Origin of the sequence: Stieleria varia, assembly GCF_038443385.1 — a bacterium.
Classification (GTDB): Bacteria; Planctomycetota; Planctomycetia; order Pirellulales; family Pirellulaceae; genus Stieleria; species Stieleria varia.
The window spans coordinates 8243358-8266510 of the sequence record NZ_CP151726.1 but is presented as its reverse complement, the minus strand read 5'-3'; the positions used below and the strand labels follow the sequence as shown (position 1 = coordinate 8266510).

Annotated in this window: 15 protein-coding genes; 5 read left to right on the top strand and 10 right to left on the bottom strand. The window is 55.9% G+C overall.

From position 1 onward, the window contains the following. Window positions 1-51 precede the first annotated feature (51 nt). The gene (locus Pla52nx_RS27880) at window positions 52-1554 is read left to right on the top strand and encodes a pectate lyase (protein ID WP_231742267.1); all 1503 of its coding nucleotides are present in this window, start codon (window positions 52-54) and stop codon (window positions 1552-1554) included. Window positions 1555-1636: 82 nt separating this feature from the next. Further along, window positions 1637-2815 carry a hypothetical protein gene (locus tag Pla52nx_RS27875; protein WP_146521956.1) on the top strand — a complete coding sequence of 393 codons (1179 nt, stop codon included), beginning with the start codon at window positions 1637-1639 and terminating at the stop codon, window positions 2813-2815. A gap of 190 nt (window positions 2816-3005) precedes the next feature. On the opposite strand, the gene Pla52nx_RS27870 is transcribed toward Pla52nx_RS27875, so the two are convergent. The 9 genes from Pla52nx_RS27870 to Pla52nx_RS27830 all read right to left on the bottom strand — a co-directional run bounded on the left by Pla52nx_RS27870 (window position 3006) and on the right by Pla52nx_RS27830 (window position 18019). Then, window positions 3006-4349: an MFS transporter gene (locus Pla52nx_RS27870; RefSeq protein ID WP_146521957.1), complete on the bottom strand. Its 1344-nt coding sequence runs from the start codon at window positions 4347-4349 to the stop codon at window positions 3006-3008. Further along, on the bottom strand, window positions 4346-6397 hold the full coding sequence (locus tag Pla52nx_RS27865; protein ID WP_342190273.1) for a PQQ-binding-like beta-propeller repeat protein: 2052 nt from the start codon (window positions 6395-6397) through the stop codon (window positions 4346-4348). Before Pla52nx_RS27865 ends, Pla52nx_RS27870 begins: the two co-directional genes overlap by 4 nt. Before the next feature lie 407 nt (window positions 6398-6804). Beyond that, a complete protein-coding gene (locus tag Pla52nx_RS27860; RefSeq protein ID WP_231742268.1) occupies window positions 6805-9546 on the bottom strand; it encodes a prenyltransferase/squalene oxidase repeat-containing protein in 2742 nt (913 codons plus the stop codon). A 4-nt stretch (window positions 9547-9550) separates the two neighbouring features. Beyond that, on the bottom strand, window positions 9551-9973 hold the full coding sequence (locus Pla52nx_RS27855) for an ExbD/TolR family protein (RefSeq protein ID WP_146521959.1): 423 nt from the start codon (window positions 9971-9973) through the stop codon (window positions 9551-9553). Window positions 9974-9977: 4 nt separating this feature from the next. After that, on the bottom strand, window positions 9978-10901 hold the full coding sequence (locus Pla52nx_RS27850) for a MotA/TolQ/ExbB proton channel family protein (protein WP_146521960.1): 924 nt from the start codon (window positions 10899-10901) through the stop codon (window positions 9978-9980). A gap of 62 nt (window positions 10902-10963) precedes the next feature. Further along, window positions 10964-14221 carry a tetratricopeptide repeat protein gene (locus Pla52nx_RS27845; RefSeq protein WP_231742270.1) on the bottom strand — a complete coding sequence of 1086 codons (3258 nt, stop codon included), beginning with the start codon at window positions 14219-14221 and terminating at the stop codon, window positions 10964-10966. Between the two features lie 331 nt (window positions 14222-14552). Further along, entirely contained in the window at window positions 14553-14996 is a 444-nt protein-coding gene (locus Pla52nx_RS27840; protein WP_146521961.1) for a thioredoxin family protein, read from the bottom strand. A 169-nt stretch (window positions 14997-15165) separates the two neighbouring features. Beyond that, entirely contained in the window at window positions 15166-16620 is a 1455-nt protein-coding gene (locus Pla52nx_RS27835) for a sulfatase-like hydrolase/transferase (RefSeq protein ID WP_231742272.1), read from the bottom strand. Window positions 16621-17488: 868 nt separating this feature from the next. Next, window positions 17489-18019: a hypothetical protein gene (locus Pla52nx_RS27830; RefSeq protein WP_146521962.1), complete on the bottom strand. Its 531-nt coding sequence runs from the start codon at window positions 18017-18019 to the stop codon at window positions 17489-17491. A gap of 710 nt (window positions 18020-18729) precedes the next feature. Here Pla52nx_RS27830 and Pla52nx_RS27825 point away from each other — a divergent pair. Both Pla52nx_RS27825 and Pla52nx_RS27820 read left to right on the top strand, forming a co-directional pair. Beyond that, window positions 18730-19851: a DUF1573 domain-containing protein gene (locus tag Pla52nx_RS27825; RefSeq protein ID WP_146521963.1), complete on the top strand. Its 1122-nt coding sequence runs from the start codon at window positions 18730-18732 to the stop codon at window positions 19849-19851. A 22-nt stretch (window positions 19852-19873) separates the two neighbouring features. Further along, window positions 19874-20302: a hypothetical protein gene (locus Pla52nx_RS27820; protein ID WP_146521964.1), complete on the top strand. Its 429-nt coding sequence runs from the start codon at window positions 19874-19876 to the stop codon at window positions 20300-20302. A 218-nt stretch (window positions 20303-20520) separates the two neighbouring features. Here Pla52nx_RS27820 and Pla52nx_RS27815 read toward each other — a convergent pair whose 3' ends face one another. Then, window positions 20521-21612 carry an ISAs1 family transposase gene (locus Pla52nx_RS27815; protein ID WP_425289855.1) on the bottom strand — a complete coding sequence of 364 codons (1092 nt, stop codon included), beginning with the start codon at window positions 21610-21612 and terminating at the stop codon, window positions 20521-20523. Between the two features lie 35 nt (window positions 21613-21647). On the opposite strand from Pla52nx_RS27815, the gene Pla52nx_RS27810 reads away from it, so the two are divergent. Then, entirely contained in the window at window positions 21648-22769 is a 1122-nt protein-coding gene (locus Pla52nx_RS27810; protein WP_342190214.1) for an ISAs1 family transposase, read from the top strand. The last annotated feature ends 384 nt before the right edge of the window (window positions 22770-23153 follow it).

Below are 23153 nucleotides of genomic sequence, written 5' to 3'. Positions count from 1 at the left end.
ATCTCGACTAAACTGACTGTGTCAATCAGTCCTTCCTGTCGGGATCGGTCCATGCGTATTGCCCTGCTCTGCCCTGCCCTTGCGTTTCTTTTGATTTCTGTGCGGATGGGAACGGCACAGGATCCGTCCTTCACCCAGCAGTCCGTTCGTCAAGCCATGGTTTCGGCGACCTCGTTCATGCGAGATCAAATCGCTGACCACGGGGGTTATGCTTATGTGTCGAGCGCTGACGGCAAGTACTCCAACGGCGAAGGCATCGCCGGACCCGATCGCATCTGGGTGCAACCACCGGGGACGCCCGCAGTCGGCATGGCGATGTTGCAAGCCTACCAGGCCAGCGGCGACAAAGTTCATCTTGACGCCGCGATCGATGCCGGAAACGCGTTGGTCGCCGGACAGTTGCGCAGCGGCGGTTGGGGCTACTCGATCGAGTTCGATCCGTCGCTTCGGAAAAAAATTCCGTATCGAGTTGGTCCACACGGCGGAAAGGACCAGATCACGCCAACGCCATCACCCGGTGGATGGACTGTTTGGCGACAGGGCAAGAACAAGGCCAACAAGACGTTGATCGACGACGACACGACGCCAGCCAGCATTCGGTTCTTGGCAAAGTTGGACCAAGAACTCGGTTTCAAGCATCAAGAGATTCACGACGCGGCATTGTATGCTTTGCAATCGACTCTGAACGCGCAGTATCCGATCGGCGCATGGGGGCACAACTATGACCGCTTTCAACCTTCGCCACCTAGCGAATCCTTTTATCCCATCTTGAGGGCCAGCTATCCCAAAGATTGGCCTCGCAAGTGGCCCAATGCATGGAACGGGTGTTACGGTCTCAACGACCGGATCACCACCAACATGATCGAGACGATGTTGCTGGCGGCAGACGTTTACGACGACGATCGGTATCGGCAAAGTGCCATTCGCGGCGGAGACTTCTTGGTCAATGCTCAGATGCCGATGCCCCAACCGGCTTGGGCTCAGCAGTACGACGAAAACATGCATCCGGTCTGGGAACGCAAGTTTGAGCCGCCGGCGATTACCGGTGGTGAGTCCCAGGACGTGATCGCGACGCTGCTGAAATTGTATCGAGAAACCGGGCAAGAGCGTTTTTTGCAGCCGATCGGTCCTGCACTGAAATACCTTCGCAACTCTCTGCGCAAGGACGGCCAGTTGGCGCGATACTACGAGCTGCAAACGAATCGACCATTGTACTTCGACAAGGAATACCAACTGACCAGCGACGACTCGAATGTGCCCGATCACTATGGATTCATCGTCGAGTCCAAGCTCGAACCATTGGACCGCGAGTATCAGCGTTTGATCAACGCTGGTCCGGAACCGAAGTCGAAATCACTCAAGACTCTGGCCAAAGCGGTGGCACCGGTGCTTGCGGCCCAGCGAAGCGATGGTGCTTGGCTAACGCCCACGTTTGTTCGCGACGGAGATGGAAAGAAAGTAACCCCCGCTGAGGGAGTGGTTGAGTCCGCCGTGTTCATCAAGAACATGAGGGTGCTGGCCGATTGGTTGGCGGCGGCAAAACGCGTTCGATGATGGAGGTTCGGGCTCGCTGCTCTGAGACGCTATACTGAGCTCCGGCGGAGCCCCATTTTCCTCATCTTTCTAAACTGCGTTCATGAATGCCGAAGACCTGCAAAGTATCTACGACGAATTGCGTGGCAGCCGATCTGCCCCTCTGGTCATGGACGCTCGCTCACTATTCTTGGATCAGCAGTACACGGCTGCCTTGGGGAAAATGACCGAGGCGCAGGAAAAGTATCAGGAGAGCCGATTCCGGATTCTGAAACAGGATCCCGTCAAACAAGTCGATCCGAAAGCCAAGGATGCCGATCGACAGATCCGCCGCCTAGTGCGGAAACGCGAGAAAGCCGAAGAGATTCTGGCGATGATCGATGAAGTGCTGCCTGAACTAAAAAAGCTGAGTGACAAAGAAAAGACGAAGAAGGCAAAGGAAGCTGCGCAGGCAGAATCCGCACCACCGACGGACGATGCCTCAAGTGATGTCGCCGATAGTGAGTCGGCAACGAACGATGAGAGTCCCAGCGAAAGCGGATTGGACGCTGACACCTTGACGGCCGATGAAGTGAGCCCCGATTTTGTCGATCAGTTCATGCAATCGACAACTCAAGAACAGATCGAACTGATCGGACAGCGTTTCGGGTTTCAACCGATCCAAACCGATCAAGATGTCGTCGCCGGCACGGTTTGTTTCCTCAAGGGAGACGATGAAAGCTTGCTGGTATGTCTCTCGAAAGTCGACGGACGCGAGCCGGTCGAGATGGTGAACTTGGCGACCGGCGGCACGTTTCATGTTCCGCTGAATGTACTGGTGGAATTTGGCCAAGAACGCAAGGTCGTCGTGCTGCTGCGTTCCCCTGCAGAAGTCCGGCAACTGAGCGACGACGAAGGAGCGACGGACGAAGTACGTGACCGCGTGCTGGACATGGGGGCGCTGAGCCAACTGATGGATTCCGCGCAGCGCTGCGGGATTGTTCCCGGAGCGGACCAGATCGCCTATGTCCGCGACAAAGAGTTTCGTACGGGGCAATATGATTTGGCTTTGCAGATCATTGAAAGCTTGAACGGAAAGTTTGTCGCCAATGCGTCCGCACGTAGCCAGCGATTGATGCGAGAAGACGCCGACATTGCATCGGGGCGAGTCAAAATGTCACCCAAAGAGTTGCACGCCAAACGCCTCCGCGACCGCACCCAGGACCAAGCGATCGAAAGGGCAAGAAGCCGCTTCAACCGAGTACTCGACGGCCTACGCGTGCTACTGAAGCAGGGCGTGTGATTGGGTCGCCTGCTGTTTGACCCGTAGCCGTAGGCGAAGGTGGGTGCGGCGAATGGGTTTGATCCGAATCAAACGGCGGGGCTCTCCTGCGCCTTCGGCTGCGGGTCAAACGGCGGGGGCGAGTGCGTTTGGCCGGTAGCTCCCAAAACAGGCCACTGCGGTGCATCAAGCGGTTTTCCGTCCGCAGCGATCACTCGTCCGTGTCTTCTGGTGGTGGTTCTGGTAGCCAGAACGACAACACGCTGCCGATGAGGTAGACGATCAATGCTACGATTGCGGCGGCGACTGCGGTGCTGCCTGAGGGCAGCATGGTGGTCAACCAAGCCGTCACGGCGGCGAACGAGGTGCCGATCATTCGGCCGCCGATGTTCGCGGCAAAGCTCTCGCCGGTGCCTCGCAAGTGCACCGGAAAGACTCGCGGCAAATAGTTGCCCCAGAAGCTGAACTGCGCCACCGTTAACAATCCGGCGACGAAGATGCCCCATTTCAGCAGTTCCAGGTTGTCGCGTGCCGGATAGAAAAACAGCAACGGGACGATCACCAACCCCGGCCACTGAAAGATCCTCAGCAGTCGTCGACGACTAACAATCACCATGGCCAGCGTCGCCAAAGCAAAGCGTCCGATCAGCCCGCCGACTTCCTGATACCCGTTGACCGTGGCTGCAATCTGCTGCTCCGTTTTCTTTTTCTGCGGCACGGGCATGTCTGCGGTCATCGCTTGGACTTCCGGCAGACTGGGAACGATCGACGGTGTTTGTTGCAACGCTCCAAACGCCGCTCCGTAGCTGCACGCAAACATCAACGTGGTGATGATCGTCGTGCGTCGTAACTTCGGCGCGAACAACTCGGTGATGCTGGGTCGCCGCAACGTGCCGGCCGCTTTCTTCTCTGCCCATACCGGGGACTCGGGCAAGAAGGGACGAATGATGATCAGGGGAATCGCCGGGATCACACCGGAGATGACCGTGTATCGCCATGCTTCATGACCGCCGGCGATCTCCGGCAGAGACATGGCGTATCGGATCGCCAGCAGGTTTGCACCGGTCACCAGGATGCCACCGATCGACGAGAACGCTTGCGTGTATCCCAGCACGGCTTCGCGTGATTTGGGGTCACGAAACAACTCGGCGAGCCATGCGACCGCCGCAACGAACTCGACGCAGACTCCGACAAAAACAAGGCAGCGGAAAACCAACAGCATCTCGATCGATTGCACAAACCCGCACGCGAGTGCCGAGAAGGCGTACAACAGGATGCTGTAGGTCAGCACCCGGCGTCGTCCCCACAGGTCGGTCAAGTAACCGCCAAGCAGTCCGAATACGCCGCCGACCATAGCCGGCACGAAGAACAGCACGCCCCGCCAAAACTCAAAGTCGGGCGTTCCAGGAGCGACGCCACCTAGCTCTTGCAAAGCAGGTCGCAAGATCAACGGTAGCATCAACAACTCATAGATGTCGAATGCAAAACCAAGTGCTGCGATGAAGCAGACGATCCAGAGCGTAGTCCGTGATGGACGATAGGATTCAGTGCTCATGGATTGGATTGCACCGAAACGTTGTCGATGAAGATTTCTGCATTGGTCGCGTTGCCGAACAAGCCCGGGCTGCCATTGAGGTTGGCTGCTTCATCCGTGGCGGTGATCGTCCAGTCGGTGGGCTCAGGCTCGTCTCGCTGCCATACTTTTCCTCGCAAGACCGCCTTTCCGTTTTCTGTGGATGCTTGGAATTTCAATCGATACCAAACGCCGGCGTTCCAGTTCATGGGAACGCTCTGAGCCATCCGTAGTTGTGCCGCCCATGTGCGAATTTGTAGCTGCTGGGATTCTCCCATCAGGTCCAAGGTGTAACGTTGAGCGATCACGCCCATGTCGGGCAGTTTGCTTGTCCCGGGTTGAGCTTTGACGTCCGCCGTGATGGTGTAGTCGTGCAGATCGGTTGGTCCGAACCAAGTTTGGCTGCGAGTTCCCTTGGGGATCGTCGATATCTTGACGATCACAGGTTCCTTGATCTCCGATCGAGCTTCGTGTCGGTAACGAGCTCCGATCCAAGTGATCGGGACTTCGCCGTTGGCAAAGTCAAAGCTCCACGGCAGCGAAGGAATGATTCGCACTCGGGCCGCTCCCTCGGTATCACCCAGTGTTGCCGTCAAGGTGCCGGCGATGTGTTGGTCGGTCATCGGGGCAGTGAACGACTGACCGTCGATCGTGCCGACGCTTGCCGTGAAGGTGACTTGATCGAGATCCACCGGCAATCGTTGTCCCAATGAGTTGAAGGCATGCACGGTCAAGGCAATCTTTTGGCCGGGTTGAATCATCGACTCGGCTGGAACGATCTGCAGTTGGGCAACGTCCGGGTTATGCGAAACGGCGGCTTCGGACGGTGCGCTGTTCGTCGGACTGTTGACGAGCGTGGTTGCGTTGGGCGACGGGGATGCCGCATCGGTTGCCAGACAGAACAAACCACCGGTGGTCGGCAAGTACAGCTTGCCATGCGATGCGATCGGCGAGCCGCCGACGTCGTGGCCACGCGGCAAGCGGACTTTGAAAATCGGCTCGACTCCATCCGCGGTGGGACGCAGGATTTGGATGATGCCCTGTGATGACGCACTATAGATTTTGCCGTCGGCGTACAACAAGCTGCCCCGCATCGCGGTTCCGAGTTTCAGCGGTTTACCGATTGTTTCACCCGTCGCGATGTCCAGCATGTGCATGCGTGATGAGTCTTCCACCACGTAAAGACGATCGCCGATCAGCAGCGGAGAGCTTTTGCCCGCCGCGATTTCTTCGCTGCGCCATCGTTCGCTCGATGGTGCCGTCGCATCATTGGTTGCGGTGTCGATTCGGACGACGGCGCCCATCGCGGTCCCCTGCGGGTTTTCTTCCCCGTGGGTTGCGTAGACGCTGCCGAAATCATCGACCGACACCGTCGTATTGATTCCACGACGCGACAACGCTTCGTGCCACAGGATCTTGCCCGTGCGAGGTTGAAAGGCGTACACGTCGCCATCGCCCGAACCGGCGACCATCACTTGTTGACCGTTGATGACTTTGATCACCGGAGTGCTGTACGTGGTGTCCTCGGGCAAGGGACGCGTGCTGTTGGTCCAAACGAGTTTTCCGTCGCTGGTGTCAAAGGCAAAGAAGCGATGTGCTGGACGTGCGGACTCGTCCCACCCGGTGGTGACGCCGCTGATGATGACGAGGTTTTCGAAGACGACCGGTGTATTGGTTCGGCCGCCGTAGGTGCTCAGCATGCCGAACTCTTCGCTGAGTGATCGGGACCAAACCGTTTGCCCGCTTTTCGCATCCATGCATTGAAAGAAGCAGCACGCGCCGAGGACAAAGACGCGTTGGGTGGCTGGGTCGCCACAGACGTTGGACCAGCCGACCCGTTCAGCGGGCAAGTCGGAAAGGAACACGTTGTAAACGTTTTCCCACAGCAGCTCGCCGGTCGCGGCGTCCAACGCGATCACCTTTTCCGCGTCCTTGGGCGTTCCCGGTTGATCGCGAACGATCGTGAACAATCTGCCGTCCATCACGATCGGCGTGGAGATTCCCGCCGCGGTTTCGCTTTTCCAAAGCACGTTGCTGCCTGGACCCCCGTCGGGGTCAAAGCTGTCTATTAAGCCGGTGTCATCGGAGTGGCCGTTCTGATGGGGACCACGCCAATTGGGCCAATCGAGCGAGTCGGCGCAATGCCCGTTTGGGGCAAAAGCGATGAAGAGGACGGGGAGTGAAAGGAGGGCGACGCGAAAACGCGAACAGGTTCGGGTCAACGAAGGAGACTTTAGGTGACAGGGCGGTAAAAAACGCAACAACGCAATCGAGCTGAGCTATCCAACCACCGCCGACGTCAACGGTTCCGCGAAATCGGAAAATATTTTGTACGTTAGTCTTTCGTACGTCAGCCTTTTGTACGTCAGCCTTTTGTACGTCAGCCTTTCCAGGCTGACATGAGGGGGATGTCAGTCTGGAAAGACTGACGTACGGGTTACTCGGCGGCGGTGTCTTCGTAGATCGGGAGGTGCCGGTAGTAGACTTCCAGGTTCAGCAGGTTCATGGTCGTGACGTACAACCGGCCGGCGTGGGCACTCCAGCGATCGGGGACTGGTAGCTCGGGGTCCCAACTGCCTGCTTCCGGGCCGCTCTTGATCTGGGTTTCCAAGAGCAGTGGGTTGAGATAACGGTTCCACTGATCCCAGTGTTCGCCGCCCATGTGGAACATCACTTGCGTGGCGTAGTACCAGTAGTATCCGTCGCGCCGGGGACGTGTTTTCTCGCCCAGTTGCGGTGGGTATTGCAGCAAGTAGTCCGCAGCGGATTGCATCGCAGGATTCTCTCGACTCCATCCGTTGTACATTCGCATCAGCATGCCGACGGCAGTCATCGTGCGTGATGGAACACGTCCATGCCGCTGCTGTGGCGTGTCGGGTGCATACGGGTTGTACCGATATCGGTCCAGTCGTTCGGGGCTTTCTCTGGCCAAGTCCAACCATTTGTCGATCCCGTCGTAGGTTGCTTGTGGTACCTCCAGTCCGGCCAGTTCACCGCTCTTGAGCGCCATCATCATCCAGCCCGTCACGCTGGTGTCGCTGCTGACTTGAGGTGTGTACCGCCAGCCGCCCCGTTTGTGATGTTGCGTTTCGATGATGTAGCTGAGCGCGGCTTGTGCCGCGGGGCGAAGCTCAGGATCTTGGGTCATCCCGTAGGCTTCGCTCATCGCCAAGGCGGCGATGCCGTGGCTGTAGAACGCAACGTTGCGATCGCTGACTTCGTTTTCGCTGCGATACAGGTCGCCGTTGGTGCGTTGGTTGTCGATCAGGAATTTCAATCCCTTAGAAACGGTCGTCGCATACTGGTGTTGTTGATGCGTGTAACCGGCTCCTTGAAAGGCCAGCAGACAGAGGCCGGTTGCGGCGGAATCGCTGCGCAGCAAAACCGGATCGCCGTGACCTTGCAGTGACCAACTGCCGTCTTCGTTTTGCACGCTGGCGAGGAATGCTAGGCCACGCTCGATGGCTTCCTCCGTCGCCGGGCCGCCCAAGCCAGGAGGCGAGGGCGCTGCGCCGCCGCTGGTTCGCATCACGCGTCGGCTGAAGGATTCGACCGCGGCGATCTTGGTACCGGCGGGCGTGGCCGGTCCGCCGACGTTGCGTTTGGGACGCGCGTCGCGACTGAGTTCTAGTGCGGCGATCTCCGGTTGATCTTCGCTGGGAACCACACCGACGGTCTTGCTGATTTCGTTGGACAGTCCGACCGGTCCGAGTTCGGCCATCAGATCGAGTGCCAAACTGGGTGCGCCCGCGGCTGATAGTTCGGGTGTGGTGGAGCCGCCGGAGTTTTCCGATCGTTCCGCCATCATGTCCATGGTGCCCATGCGATCGTCCAACTGGTCCACGCTGCCTTGACCGCTCGTTCCGGTTGAACTTGCTGCCAACGCATCGTTGGGCGTGGGGGCACCGATCGGAGAGAATCCCGATGCAACGTTGGCTCGGCGTGAACGACCTGGGGCACGCGCCGCGTTGCCGCTGTTGATATCGGGTACACCGGCGCGTGCGGCTAAGGCATTGCGTGCGATGTCGGCGCTGCCGGGTGAAGTCGATGGGCTGGATTCCGCGGAGAAGCTCGGGCTTTCACCGGTTGTGATTTGCGCGCCTTGGGTCTTGCCCGTACGATTCATCGGGATCTCAACTGGCGCGAGCATCAGGCTTGCGTCGTCACTACTGCGCGCGACCGCAACGGTCATCGGTGCAGGAGCGGCACCGGCGACGGCGACCTGTTGCGGACGAGAGCGAGCTTGACGTTGTCGGGACATCCCGGCGTCCCCGATGGTTGGCATCGATTGCAGTTGACTTCGTGACGCCGCCGTCGGTGTGGTGTTGTTTGTCGGCGTGGGCGTCTGGACCGACATCGCGGCCAGCGGTTCCAATTGGGTCGGTGCACGACGAGAGGTGCTGGAGGATGGGTTGTCGGCGAGGGCGCGTTCGGTCGGAGCGGCTTTAGCCGGCGCGGTCGCGTCACTCGGTACCGAGGGGGCTTCCACCGGCGTGTTGGCGGGAACGGGTTCATTGTTCTGAGAGGGGCGTTTGGCCAACTTGCCGGGTGAGTCGGCCGGCATCGGTTGCGCCGAGGTCGGTTGTTGACGCTCGGTCAGAAACTTCTGCATCGGCTGCTTTTCCAACTGCCGTGGCTTGGGCATCTCCAAACGCGGTTGGGTACGTTCGACAGGTGGCAATTGACGTTGTTCTTTGGGGACGACGGGCGAAGTCGTGGCGGCCTCGACGGGTTTGGACCAGTCCGGCGTTTGAGCGGTTTCTTTGGGGGATTGGAACAGGTGTTCCGGCACGGTCTTGCGAATCGGCGAACGTTTGGGTTGTTCCCCGTTGGATGCGTGGGGCTGAAATGAGGTGAAGATCACGACGTTGATCGCCAAGATCAACAGCAGCAGGTGGACACAGACGCTGAAAAGGAATCCCAATTGGATCGTCTTCTGAACATAGCGAGAGGTCAGTCCGCGAAGTGCAAAGGCCATTGCCAAGGCCACTGCGGGGACGCCGATGATGTAGGTCCACGCATTGAACAGCCAGCGTTCGTCATCCAGTCGCAGTCGCGAGACGACCAGAAACAGCACCAGCGATGACAACGCCACCAACGAAACATCCAGCGGCCACATGCGACCCGTTTCGGTCGGTTGTGCTTCGGGCAATCGTTGATGAGGAGGAAACTTAGCCAATGTTTCAGCTCTCTGGGCCTTCTTGGGTGGTCACCGAGTAATCGGAGATCCCAGAACGGTTGCACACGTCCATCACCGAGACGACCGGCTGAAACGATGTGCTGCGATCGGCTCGGATCACGGCCGATTGGTTGGTTGGATTTTTTGCGACGGCGGCTCGGAGCAGTTTCTCCAGATCGTCCAAGTTGGTCGGCTGTCCGCCCAGGTAGACTTCGCCCTTGTCGTCCACATCGATCACGATCTCGCGTGGCTTGCCAGTCATCGGCACGGCGCTGGTCGCGGTGGGCAATACGATATCCAGTCGCCGCTCTTCTTCTTCGAACTCGCTGGTCACGAGAAAGAAAATCAGCAGCAGAAACACGACATCGATCAGCGGTGTCAAGCTGAGGGTTCCGGCAACGCTGGAGCGTTTGATTTCTACGGCCATGAGATCAGTTCACGTTCGTTCCGCCTGCGGTCGCAGCAGGACGAGGTGGCAGCGGTGGCGGTGGTGGCGTGGCTTCGCCGAGGTGATGTTCGATCGGGTGCAAGTTGCCATCGACGTCCAGTCGTTGTCGTCCTTGGAATTTGGCGAGTCCGGGAGCCATGTCGAATGCCAATTGTTCGATCTCGTGGAACAGTTTGGAAACCCGATTCTCCAGGTACTGTGCCAGGATTGCCGCTGGAATCGCGACGGCAAGCCCCGCCAGCGTGGTCACCAACGCCGTGTAGATGCCTTCGGAAAGTTGTTCGCTGCGCGAGCGATCCGCGGTCAACGAGGTCGATTCATGAAAGGCGACGATCATGCCCCAGACCGTGCCCAACAAACCCATCAAGGGCGTGGCGGCAGCCGCCAAGTTGAGCCAGCGGATGGGAGCGGCATATTCATCGGCCTGACGCTGAACGGCTTCATTGGCCGTGCGTTCGATTTCACCGAGCGGTTGTCCGGTGCGCAGCAACATCGAACCGATCACGCGTGCCGTCGGGGATGGATTTTCTTGGCAAGCGAGATATGCCAGTTTGGGACGAAGTTTTTCGACGGGGTCGGACAGTTGGTGCAATTCGCGGATCAATTGCTTGGGCAAGACCTTGCTGCGACGAAGGCTCAGGGCACGCTCGGTTGCCAGGGTGACCACCAACAGGCTCATCAGGCCGATCGGGATCATGAATCGCCCGCCACTGGAAATCAGCGACAGCAAATCGATGCCGGAGGGCTGGGCCGGTGCGTCTGTTGCGGCTTCTTCCTCTGCGTTCATCACCGCTTGGATAGCTGCCGCGTCGATGGCCGCTGCATTGTCGGGTTCGGACTCGTCGGGACCTTGGCCGAGTGCTCGGTTGCCCGTGCTGAGGCTGCCGAGGGTGGTCAGTAGCAGCATCGCTGCCAGGCACAGCCAAGCAGTCCAGCGGCCGGATCGGATTCTTTCTGTCGCAATCACGATTACTTTAGAGCCTCCAGTCGCTCTGCTGATTTGGTTGCCAATTCATGGCTAGGATGTTTCTGCGTGACGTATTCAAAGAATCGGACCGCAAATTCTTTGGATTGATCTCTCGCCTTATCTGTCTTGGCCGTCTGCATCAGCAACTCGCTACAGCGACCGGCTTCGAATCCGCTCTTGGCCTGCCAGTTCTTAATTTCATCAGGCGCTTTCTCGGCGCCGAACCCGTACATCACGCGTTGGAATTCCGGGATTGCCTTGTCGAATTGTTTCTCGCCGAAGTGGATTTCGCCCATCATGAATCGCGCCCTTGCAGCGACTTCATTGCGATAGTTGTCCGCGACCTGTGAAAAGAACTTCAGCGCCTCGGAAAGTTCACCCTTTTGTTGGTAAGCGAATCCGGTTTCGTAGAACACCTGGGACAAATAAGTCGTCGCGGGAAAGCGTTCCTTTAACTCGGTGTACCAGCCGATCGCTTCGTCCCACTTTTTCAACTGAGCTGCACTTTGTCCTCCATGCAACAAGACCAGTTCACGAACTTGGCGTTCAGCGGTATCGCGAATCGTCTTGGAGTTATCGTCATTCTTGCGAATCCGCTCGCGTGCTTGGGTGTACGACTCCAGGGCTTTCTCATAGGCGGGTTTTTTGAACTCGCATTCGCCGACCATCATCAACGCGTCGATGGCCAGTGAACCATCGGGGTGCTCGCTGGCCTGTTTTTGAAACGCGGATTGCGATCCGTCGAAATCATCGAGTTTGAAGCGGGACCAACCGAGCCGGTACAGGGACTTTTCCGCCAAAGTCGGATCCTTGGTTTTCTCGGCCGCGACACCAAAGCTCTCCGCCGCCTTTTGCCATTTCTCGGCGGCGTAGTTTTGTTGTCCGATGAAGTACGCTGCCTCAGGAGTCACCGACGCTTCTGGGTACTGGCTGACCAGCTGGGTGAATCGCTGCTCGGCCTTGTCCAAATCGCCCGCTTCGCGAAACGACCAACCCAATTCGTAGAGTACTTTCTCCATCGACGGATACTTGGGCACCTTGTCGACCAGTTCCTCCAGTCGCTTGGCGGCCTCGCCCGGTTTATTTTCCTTCTGTTCGATCAAAGCCAGTTCGTAGAGAGCGTGGCCGAGATTCGTACCGGTTGGTTTGAGGGCGAGGTATTTCTCCAAGTCCGAGCGGGCATCACCGAGTTGTTCCAAGTTGCGATTGGAGATGCCTCTGGCCAACAGAGCGTCGTCTGCGACCGGATGCTGAGGAGTCTCTTTCAGGATCCTTTGCAGTGATGGAACGGCGGATTTGTGATCCCCGGCTTGCATCAGTGACCATGCGCGACCGTAGAGTGTGTACGGAATCAACCCTTTGTCTTTGTCATTGGCCAAGATCTGATCGTACAGTTTCACTGCGTTTGCGTAGTCACCCGAAGTGCTGGCCAATTGGGCCAACTTGTATCGGGCTTGATCGCCCATCGGGGTGTCACCGTTGGATGAAACAAGTTTCTCCCAAGCCGCCTTGGCTTCGTCACGTTTTCCAGCGGAGAACAAAGCCGTTCCCTGCAACAGCATCGCTTCGCCGGCACGTTGCCATTGCGGACTGGCATCGACGCATCGCTGAAAACTCAATGCTGCATCGTTGGCCCGACCGGACATCAAATGAGCTTGGCCGACCAAGAACTGTGCTTCCGCTTTCTGGTTCGCATCCGAGATCGTCGCGTATTCTTGTTTCAACAATGCGATCGTGTCGTCGTATTTCTTGGCGGCGTTCAGTGTTGTCCCGGCCCGCAAGACCCACAGCGGTCGCTGGACGCTGGCGTTCGCAGGGACTTCCGCGATCAGCTTTTGGTAGCTCTCCGCGGCGCCAGCCACGTCACCGGTCATCAACTGACTTTCCGCGGCGATGAAGCGAACATCGGGCAGCAATTCGTCCTTGGGAAACCGCTGCAAGAATTCGTTGGCCAGCTTCAGCGATTTCTCTTGCTGACTCGTCTGTAGAGCCGAGAAAGCAGCGTTGTACAGGGCGCGGGCGGCAAGCGGATCGTCGGGCGACTCCCGGTAGACTTCCTCGGCAACCGTCACACTTTCGGCGATCGTTTTCGGGTCGACCGCCAGGGCTTCCGCCAAATCCAATTTCAAGTCCACCGCGTATTCGCCTTGTGCACCGGCGGCGAGCTGCTTTCGGGCGATCTCGACGGCTGCTGTGGAATTGTTCTTCGCCAACTCGATGCGAGCCAGCCAGTGCGCCGACTCGGTGGCGGCGGCAGGATTGTTTTGGCCCAGCACCGCGCGGAATCGCTCGGCGGCTTCGTCCGTTTTTCCGGCGCGATACAGGCTTTGTGCCGCAGCCATCGTCGCGTTGGCCGCGTAAACGGAGTCGGGAAACTCTTTGAGCAGCCGTTCGTATTGCAACGCCGCTTGATCAGGCTTACCCGCCTGCACCAGTGCGTAGGCTTCGCGGAAGACGGCATAGCTCTTGTCGTCATCGGACTCGCTCGTTTTGAACGCGGACTCGAATGACTGAACTGCCGCGTCAAATTCTTTGCGGCTGATCATCACGTCGCCCATGCGGAGATGAACGTCGGTCGCCAGTTCTTGATTCTCGCAACTGGTTAGCAATTGTTTGTAGGACGCCACTGCTTGATCGAACTGGTCGATTTCTTCGTAAGCGATCCCACGTGCATAAAGTGCGTCGCACCGTAGTGGCGACTCGTTGGCTTGCGGTAACGCCAACATGTCGTTGTAGAACTCGATGGCCTTTTTGCGGTCGCCCAAACCGTAGGCTGCTTCACCGCTGTAGAACAAAGCGCGATCCAAGAACTCGCTCTTCGGCTTTTCCTTCCTCAGCGTTTCAAAGGTTGCGATGGTTTTCTTGAGGCGATTCTCGTCGCGTTGGGGACCGTCACCGGCCGAGGCGTAGTGGCACCAGCCTTGGTTGGCCAAACTTTCTTCACGCAGTTCGTATTTCTTGTCCTGCAAAGCCGTTTCGAAGGCGTTGGCGGCGGCCGCGTAGTCTGGGTTTTCACGCTGCATGTAGCAAACGCCCAGGTAGTGGGCTGCCTTGGACGCCATGTCGTCGTCGGGGTACTGGTCCAAGAATTTCTTCCAAGCCTGAATCGCCAGATCGATCGCGCCGTTGGTTTGAAAGTTGGCAGCATCAGCGTAAGCGGCGAGTGATTCTTCCGTGCTTTCGGCCGCCGGCAGACGGAGATTCAGTCCGGAGACGAGAAACAACGTGAATGCCGCGACAAAGATTTTTTGAGGGATCATGGATGACTTTGGGGAGCCGGGCATCTGGGAGCATGGGTTGCTCAGGCGGATCACGGGATCTGTCTCCGAAACGCTGGAATCTGGTGGACCATCGTGGCTCGCAGGACGAAACGCACACTATGGAGAAACAGTTTAACGCTCTGCCTACCGGATCGATAGTTCGCCGCCCAATTCCCCCAGGCCGCAAACTCCCGCCAGAGGGGCGGTTTGATGTCAGAAAAGGTGCGACACAGCGTCCCGATCGGGCTCGCCCCTCGACCGGGGTGCTGGACACGTAGGCGAGTCTCTCCGAGACTCGCAGTTTCGCGTCTCGGAGAGACGCGTCTACGCGCTACTCGCTTTTTACGGGATTCGCCGCTGCCGTTTCGCGAATCCACCTTGTGAGTTCGTCGTGTGTGTAGTAGCCGATTTGGTCGCCGATGATTTGGTTTCCTTGGACCAGCAGGAGCCGCGGAATGCCGTTGACGTTGTACTCCTCTGCCAATTCCGGGTGCTCATCCACGTCGACTTTGATCACGGACACCATGTCACTGTGAGTCAAATTCAGTTGTTCCAATTCGGAGTCCAACGCTCGGCACGGCGGGCACCAAGTTGCACCGAATTTGATCAGCCGCAGGTTGGGCTGTGTGGGTGCGTCCGCGTCCGCAGAGTACTCCACCAGCGACTCGGCCGATGCCGGCAACGACGGTGTGTGTGATCGATTCCAAATGGCGATGCCCGCCGCTGCGATGACGAGCACGGCAAATGCGGTCATGAACCCGGATTGATTGGACATCGGCGGCTCTGCGAACTTGGTGGGTGGGAAATGGTGGCGGCACGTTCACGTTGGGCACGTTCACGCTGGCAGGGATGTAATTGCTTTCTAACACCCTGCCCCGCCAGATGCCTGTCGACACGGCAGACGGCAGTACTGAAACCAATTTCTCAGCAATTCGTATGCCGTGTCAATTCGATTGCAGGTGCCAATCCGGTCCATCGGCCATCACGCTGGCGTTGATCGACAGCAGTTTTTCACGCATTCGGGCAACGATTTCGGGGTGTTGCTCGGCGATGTCGGTGGTCTGAGCCGGGTCGTCCGCGAGATTGAACAGCTGAAAGTGGGTATAGCTGCCGTTTTTGATGGCTGGAATCCAGGTTTCGTCGAACATATTACTGGTCGATAGCTCGTAGTCGGGATCGGCGACCAGGGAGTAGTCCCCGTCTCGCATGGCGACGATCGGTCGAGATTTTTGCAAATGCCAGAAAAGTGGCTGATGACGGGTGAACCCATCCGCGTTGCCGGTCAAGATCGGCGACAGGTCACTGCCGTCGAGGTGCACGCCGGCGGGCTTGGGCAGTCCCAGCAAGCCACAAACCGTGGGCAGCACGTCGACCAAACCGGCGGGCTGACGGGCAACCACTCCGGCTGAGATCTTGCCGGGCCAGTGAAAGATTCCCGGCACACGGATGCCACCATCCCAGTTCATTCCCTTGCGGCCTCGCAAGCCACCGGTTCTGTCATCACGGTAGCTGCCGTTGTCCGAGGCGTAGATGATCAGCGTGTTCTCCAGGCACTGCATCGCCTTGAGCTTGTCGAGTAAACGAGCAATCGCCGTGTCGGTGTTGTCGATCGTTCCGGAGTAGACGGCGGCCTTGTCATTGGGCTTGCCGTATCGCGTGACCAAATCCTTCGGTGCGGCGATCGGTGCGTGCGGTTCATGAAACCAGACGTTCAAGAAAAACGGTTTACCAGGGTCTCGTTTCGAGTCCAACCAACGTGTGGCTTCGTCGGCAACGATCTGACAGGAGTAACCTTCTAATTTTCCCACCGGCTCACCGTTACGGATGAAGTTGTCCGGGTTGTGGTGACTGGGGCTGGCGTTGTTGAAGGTTGCAAACCAGTGATCAAATCCATGGTCGCTCGGTGTCGGCTTGTCACGATCATCGGTGGGCAGCCCAAGGTGCCACTTGCCGATGTGCGCGGTCGAGTAGCCCGCGTCGTGCAGGATCTCAGCGAGAGTGACTTCGCGGAGCAGCAAATGAGATTGCTGTGACGCGTCGTTGATCCAACTGTAAACGCCGGCACGGATGTGATGACGGCCGGTCAGCAACGTGGCACGCGACGGCGAGCACACCGCGCATCCGGAATAAAAATCTGAAAAGCGTGTGCCGTCTGTAGCCAAAGAATCGATGGTCGGTGTCAGCACCGGCCCGTCGTAGCAACCGACGTCTTGATAACCGAGGTCATCGGCCAGCAACATCACGACATTGGGGCGAGACGTTGACTCGGCCTTGGCTGAGCGGCTCGCCAGCAAAGACACACAGGACACAGTCAGCGACAAAAACGCAAATGCGGTCAGGCGTTTCGGCAAATCGAGCGAGTAGAGGTTGAGGCGAGCCGTTCTATCATTTCGGTGCATTCTTGGTGATCTCTCAGGCATTCGCTTGGCAATGGTTATTGAACGATGATGGCGAGTCTCCAACGCAGCAAGATCGAAGTGGTTAGCGATCCTCCTGACGAACGACTCCTCGCCAGCTTAACCGATGAGCAATCGTTGAAAGGATAGTCGAAGGGTGTCTCGCTGATTCATAGGTGGGTGAGTTTTTTGGGGAACACTAATCGGCACTAATAGAACACTAATCAGCAAGAGCGCTCACGGGATGGACACGTGCAGTTGGCGGTGGGTGAAGTTTCAGCTCGGGATCTCGCGAAAGACTCTCTCCGATTAGTGTTTCATTAGTGAAGATTAGTGGTTCTTCTTTTGCTGCGGAATGATTCGATTCCAATTCAGCTCACTCAATGAGACGTGGTTGACCGGTTTGCCGACGCTCATCGCGATGGTTTGGAGGTGGGGTTGTTTTTTTGAGGTGCGACGACCGTGTCCGGGGTCAGGCTTTGTGCGACGACCGTGTCCGCAGCGACGACCGTGTCCGGGGTCAGGCTTTGCTTTGGGTTTTCAATTGCAGCCTGTCTTCAATCGAAGTTGCCCGTCGTCGCCACGACGGCGACTGGGTATGTTGTCGCTCGGCACGGCGGACCAGCGCGGTGAGGACGAGGCATGGTCAACTTCGGAGCGGAGAACGATCATGTTTTGGTTCAGCGTGAACTGGAGTCGAAACTGACCGTTGCTATTCGCAAGAGTAAGGTTTGAAAACAGGAAAGACGTGGAGTACTTGGGGGACTGGTCCCCCAGGTACTTCCAACCATTTCCGACTCTTAAGTTCCACGTGTCCAATTAGCAAAGATCACGCTCGACTCCAATTCACGCTGGACCAAAACAGTAACATCTAGCGAACGCCCGACTTTATATTGTCATTTTTACGCACTACGACATTCCAAGTAATAAACACGTAATTGTCTCCTTCAACATCTAGCTGGAAACCCATCGGGTCATTCGTAATCGTGGTTCGCAGATCAACAAGAAATGGCTCGGCAACTTCCCCTGTTAAATATAGAGTCCCTAGCATAGGAGAATGACCTGGCGAGCCACTTCTAGCGTAAGCAACATCAATATGTCGAAATCGATCATCTGACGAAAGGGCATTTCGTATTTGCTTTATCCTAGCATCGACAATCGCATCCTGACGCATTCTGTCATGCCCGGAAATAAGAGATTGTGGGAAGAATAAAAATGATAGAGCAAGCCCCAAAATACCCATATAGCATATTCGCTGCATTGCCGAGGAAGTTCGCCAATTTAACGCCGCCAAACTCAACCCGATAGCAAACACTGAAAAAATCGACAGAAATATAATCGCCCCATTCGTTCCGTATAGCACCATTCCACGATGACTCGACCAGAAAGCAATGGAAGTCACGGAAATTAGTATCAAAACATGTCGTATGAAAAATCGCATTTTGCGATACTGCCTGCTTGATGGATTTTAGGGTTACCGTGTCCGGGGTCAGGCTTTGCGTTGGGTTTTCAATTGCAACCTGTCTTCAATCGAAGTTGCCCGTCGTAGCCACGGCGGCGACTGGGTATGTTGTCGCTCGGCACGGCGGACCAGCGGGGTGAGGGCGAGGCATGGTCAACTTCGGAGCGGAGAACGATCACGCGGCTGCTGAATCTATTGCCGTCGAAACCCCAATGCAAGGCCTGACCCCAGAAAAGCTGAATACGTTACCTTCCTCAGCCGAAAATCCTTCATCCCTATCCGGAAGATCGATTTCGCGCTCGACTAGCAGCAGGAGCCGTATGAGGTAGTACTTCGCGTACGGATCTGTGCGGGGTGGAGGCTGGTGACAGCCGTCCCAACCGCAATCCCCAGGGAAGCTCTTTCCCGCGATTCGTTGCGTCGGGAACCCTGCAACTTACAACAACTGAATCTGCGGATGAACTAAAAACTTAAGCCCTTCCTCCGAAAAAAACGCCCTTTGAAAACTCAGGAATCTTCGTCGAGGCGAGCCTTTTGCCCTCCCAAAACAAAACAATAGCCCCTGGCAGTGCCTCTCTCTCAGTTTCACTACAAAACATGAGGCTTTAAACCAAGCGTGAAACTAATGTGTGATTTTCCAAACATTTTGCTTGACTCTCTTGTTGAAATTCATAGCGTTAAGGACGTTCGACTTTGGTTCGTACAACACTGGGGCTTCTGATGAACAGGCATCTTCTTGTCTTCTTGTCTTCTCGTGCTTCGCTGCGATCGTTGGTCTCTCTCGAAATCACGTGCTCGGTGATGAGGCAATTCATAAAAGTGAGATTGTTCTCTCCAGCGAGGCTGTTGAGAAGCTTCCTGTCTACGGCCGGATAATGTCCAACGGTGAGCAGTCCAGGCATCGGCTAGAGCTTGGTACTGCCTTTCTTGGGTCGGTTTTCCAGGGGCGTGTTGTTGTCATCAATAGTGGGGAGCACGGTATCCGTATTGAACGGATAAAAAGCTCCTGCGGGTGTACGATTGCTCAATCAAGTGAGAGAGAGATTTCGCCGGAGGGAAGTCAAAGCGTTCTTATTCAAGTGTCAAGAAAGGGGCTGGGGGCGTTTGCGGAATCAGTTGATGTAATTATCTCTGGGCGCCAGCATACTATCGAATTGAAAGGGCGAATCCAGGCTCCTGTATGGCCCCAGAGTGAGTTGGTGATTGGTGAGGACGGAGAAGGAGAGGTTACGTTGGAGATCCGTGATGGGACTATCGCTCTAGATTCGATTAGCTTCGAACCTGATAGTGACCAATTTAAGATCCTTGAGAAGAGGGTTCTTGATGACGAAGTGTGGCTGAAGATTGCACGAAATGACAGCGGCCAGTTTTACGAAGCCATTCATTTGCAGCCCCGGGTTGAAGGCGATCGGAAGTTTGAGCCAGTCTCAATCCGCGTCAAATATGAGGGCGTCATTCGGGCAGTGCCAAAAACTTTGTACATTGCAGCAGCAAGAGATTTGCGATTTTTTTTGTTTGGCGACGTATCGTCAATTATTCCAAAAGAGAATTCAAGAATAGATGTATTTATAGAGCTGAAGTTGAAAGAGGGAGGGACGGCAAGCAAGACGGTTGAAGCGAAGATGACAGTCTTAAAGCAAGGTGTCTCGCTATCATTTAGCAGTGATTTGTCCGATTGGATTCGTGATGCAAGCTTGTCCACGGATGTGGAAGCAAAGATCTCGTGTGGCGAGATTGGGTTTACGGCTCGATTCCGGTTTCTTGATTCCTAAACGCTTTACTGAGGTGAGAAGAATGAGATTTGCATTTACTTGTAGTCTTTTAGTAGTTGCTGCAGGCACGCTGGCTGCTCAAGATTGCGTACGGTATGTTGTTCCGTACAATTATGTTCGCGTATGCGGTACCGCGAGCTATTCTGGTTGCTTAACTGGCCAGACATCACAGTGTGGGAATCCAGAAACGTCAGCGATTTGCGTAAACAAAGATTGGCGCTGGTACGATGATGACTACAACGCCACTGTGAAAGAGCAAAGGAACGCGGCCTCCGAGGAGGAGGGGCGTTTAGCCGATGAAGCCAATCCCGATCACTATGAGTGCTGGAAAGAAGGTGATTGCGAGTGCGAGTGGGAAGATACCTTTTGGCAATGCCAAGGAGGTCAAAACGAGAATTGGGTAGAGGAAAAGGACGTTTATGAGCTCTCTGGCGTTCAGTGTTTTGGGTAGCTTTTCAAGCCACTGGTCGAATACTGCTAGAAGTCCCTGCCGAACACGTAGTATGGATGCGGGTATCACGCAGAATATTCGCAATAATTGATTTGTAGATCCGTTAGGAGTATCGGGCAGTAGACGGAAAGAAAATGCGTTGGGTACTGCCCAATAGTTTGTAAATGGTGCAGGCTGCCTTCCTCCAGTGAGCGTCAACAGGGCGATTGCACGGCGATTTACCGACTGAAAACGACCTTTTCCATGTAGTCATCGTCCCACCCGGCGGTGAGCCGCCTGTTCTTGACTCCACACTTCGCAGTTTTCTCTTGCTTGAGCAAGCTTAAGGCCGTCCGTCTAAGCGTGCTGAAGTTCTCGTCACCATGACCTTTGCGAATGCGACATTGGTCTTCGCCAAACGTCACGTCCAACTGCCAATGACAGCTGTTCTCGATGCCCCAGTGGTTACGCACAGCACAGGCAAACGATTCTCCTTCAAGTGTTTTGCTGAGTATGTAATAACGCACTGCGATCTCGTCGCCCTTTCGACGTTCCGTGTTGTTGATCGACATACCGATGGCACTGAGATTTTTCCAACGACTGGCGTCTGGAAGATCGCTGGGAACCTTGCACAAGTAGTAGCTACGCTCATCCACACGTCCGTGATCGGTCTCCTTCGTGTGATGTTCAAACACCTCGATTCGGGCAAAGTCATCCTCAAGATGATCCAAGAAGAAGGCCTTGATTCCCTCGTGAAGTGTCGGTTGGTTCCCTTTCACTGCCAAGCAATAGTCCGCACCTTCGTCAACGATCTTTGCAGCGATCTCTGTTTGGCAGCCCATTGCATCAATCGTTACCAAACCTCCGGAAACGTCGATGATTTCCAGCAATTTAGGAATCGCTGTGATCTCGTTGCTCTTCGCATCGACCACCGTTTGTCCAAGGCTGATGTGGTTAGCCGTCGCCCATGCACTGACCATGTGGATGGCAGCTTTGCCGGTCGCAGTGTCGTAGCTTCTGCGAAGAGTCTTGCCGTCGATCGCAATGACTTGGCCATCGGTGATCTTGTGAAGCTGAGTGATCCATTCGAGCAGCATCGGTTCAAACTCTTCAGGTTTGACCGCATTGAGGATGGCGTTGAAACGATCGTGCGATGGAACTCCTGCGGTCATATCCAGGAACTTGGAGAACCATTCTTTCTTTGTGTTGGCAAACTTAGCGATCGCAACGAAATCATCCGCACCAGCGATCACCGCACACAGGGCGATTGCGCCACACTGGGTAATTTGCGAAGATGAGCGAAGATTCGTGTTTGGGTCGCTGAGATGCAGTGGCTGGGCGAATCGACTCGCTCAGGATTGGCTTGATGGAACGCTCTGCTTCACTGATTGAAAAACTTAATACCGTTTCCGATCCACGACCGGGCGAGCCGATTTATCCGCTTGTCAATATTCTCTTTATGACGATCTGTGCGGTGATCGCTGGTGCGGATGATTTCGTTGCGATCGCTAAGTTTGCCAACACAAAGAAAGAATGGTTCTCCAAGTTCCTGGATATGACCGCAGGAGTTCCATCGCACGATCGTTTCAACGCCATCCTCAATGCGGTCAAACCTGAAGAGTTTGAACCGATGCTGCTCGAATGGATCACTCAGCTTCACAAGATCACCGATGGCCAAGTCATTGCGATCGACGGCAAGACTCTTCGCAGAAGCTACGACACTGCGACCGGCAAAGCTGCCATCCACATGGTCAGTGCATGGGCGACGGCTAACCACATCAGCCTTGGACAAACGGTGGTCGATGCGAAGAGCAACGAGATCACAGCGATTCCTAAATTGCTGGAAATCATCGACGTTTCCGGAGGTTTGGTAACGATTGATGCAATGGGCTGCCAAACAGAGATCGCTGCAAAGATCGTTGACGAAGGTGCGGACTATTGCTTGGCAGTGAAAGGGAACCAACCGACACTTCACGAGGGAATCAAGGCCTTCTTCTTGGATCATCTTGAGGATGACTTTGCCCGAATCGAGGTGTTTGAACATCACACGAAGGAGACCGATCACGGACGTGTGGATGAGCGTAGCTACTACTTGTGCAAGGTTCCCAGCGATCTTCCAGACGCCAGTCGTTGGAAAAATCTCAGTGCCATCGGTATGTCGATCAACAACACGGAACGTCGAAAGGGCGACGAGATCGCAGTGCGTTATTACATACTCAGCAAAACACTTGAAGGAGAATCGTTTGCCTGTGCTGTGCGTAACCACTGGGGCATCGAGAACAGCTGTCATTGGCAGTTGGACGTGACGTTTGGCGAAGACCAATGTCGCATTCGCAAAGGTCATGGTGACGAGAACTTCAGCACGCTTAGACGGACGGCCTTAAGCTTGCTCAAGCAAGAGAAAACTGCGAAGTGTGGAGTCAAGAACAGGCGGCTCACCGCCGGGTGGGACGATGACTACATGGAAAAGGTCGTTTTCAGTCGGTAAATCGCCGTGCAATCGCCCTGTCACCGCACAGATCGTCATAAAGAGAATATTGACAAGCGGATAAATCGGCTCGCCCGGTCGTGGATCGGAAACGGTATTAAGTTTTTCAATCAGTGAAGCAGAGCGTTCCATCAAGCCAATCCTGAGCGAGTCGATTCGCCCAGCCACTGCATCTCAGCGACCCAAACACGAATCTTCGCTCATCTTCGCAAATTACCCAGTGTGGCGCAATCGCCCTGTGAGCGTCAAGGATATTCGCCTGACGATGTTTGTTCGAGCTCGGGGAGATTGGTTTGAGTATTCGCAGGACGTCGGTGTATTATCTTCCATTATGGAAAAAGCGTCAGGTGCATTGAATAGCGCCGACAGAAAAGTTTTTGTTTG

Excerpts from the sequence above, each read along its gene's own strand:
- Pla52nx_RS27875 (WP_146521956.1), top strand. The coding sequence starts at position 1,637 with ATGAATGCCGAAGACCTGCAAAGTATCTACGACGAATTGCGTGGCAGC.
- Pla52nx_RS27870 (WP_146521957.1), bottom strand. The coding sequence starts at position 4,349 with ATGAGCACTGAATCCTATCGTCCATCACGGACTACGCTCTGGATCGTC.
- Pla52nx_RS27845 (WP_231742270.1), bottom strand. The coding sequence starts at position 14,221 with ATGATCCCTCAAAAAATCTTTGTCGCGGCATTCACGTTGTTTCTCGTC.
- Pla52nx_RS27855 (WP_146521959.1), bottom strand. The coding sequence starts at position 9,973 with ATGGCCGTAGAAATCAAACGCTCCAGCGTTGCCGGAACCCTCAGCTTG.
- Pla52nx_RS27835 (WP_231742272.1), bottom strand. The coding sequence starts at position 16,620 with ATGCACCGAAATGATAGAACGGCTCGCCTCAACCTCTACTCGCTCGAT.
- Pla52nx_RS27850 (WP_146521960.1), bottom strand. The coding sequence starts at position 10,901 with ATGCTGCTACTGACCACCCTCGGCAGCCTCAGCACGGGCAACCGAGCA.
- Pla52nx_RS27820 (WP_146521964.1), top strand. The coding sequence starts at position 19,874 with ATGAGATTTGCATTTACTTGTAGTCTTTTAGTAGTTGCTGCAGGCACG.
- Pla52nx_RS27810 (WP_342190214.1), top strand. The coding sequence starts at position 21,648 with ATGGAACGCTCTGCTTCACTGATTGAAAAACTTAATACCGTTTCCGAT.
- Pla52nx_RS27840 (WP_146521961.1), bottom strand. The coding sequence starts at position 14,996 with ATGTCCAATCAATCCGGGTTCATGACCGCATTTGCCGTGCTCGTCATC.
- Pla52nx_RS27880 (WP_231742267.1), top strand. The coding sequence starts at position 52 with ATGCGTATTGCCCTGCTCTGCCCTGCCCTTGCGTTTCTTTTGATTTCT.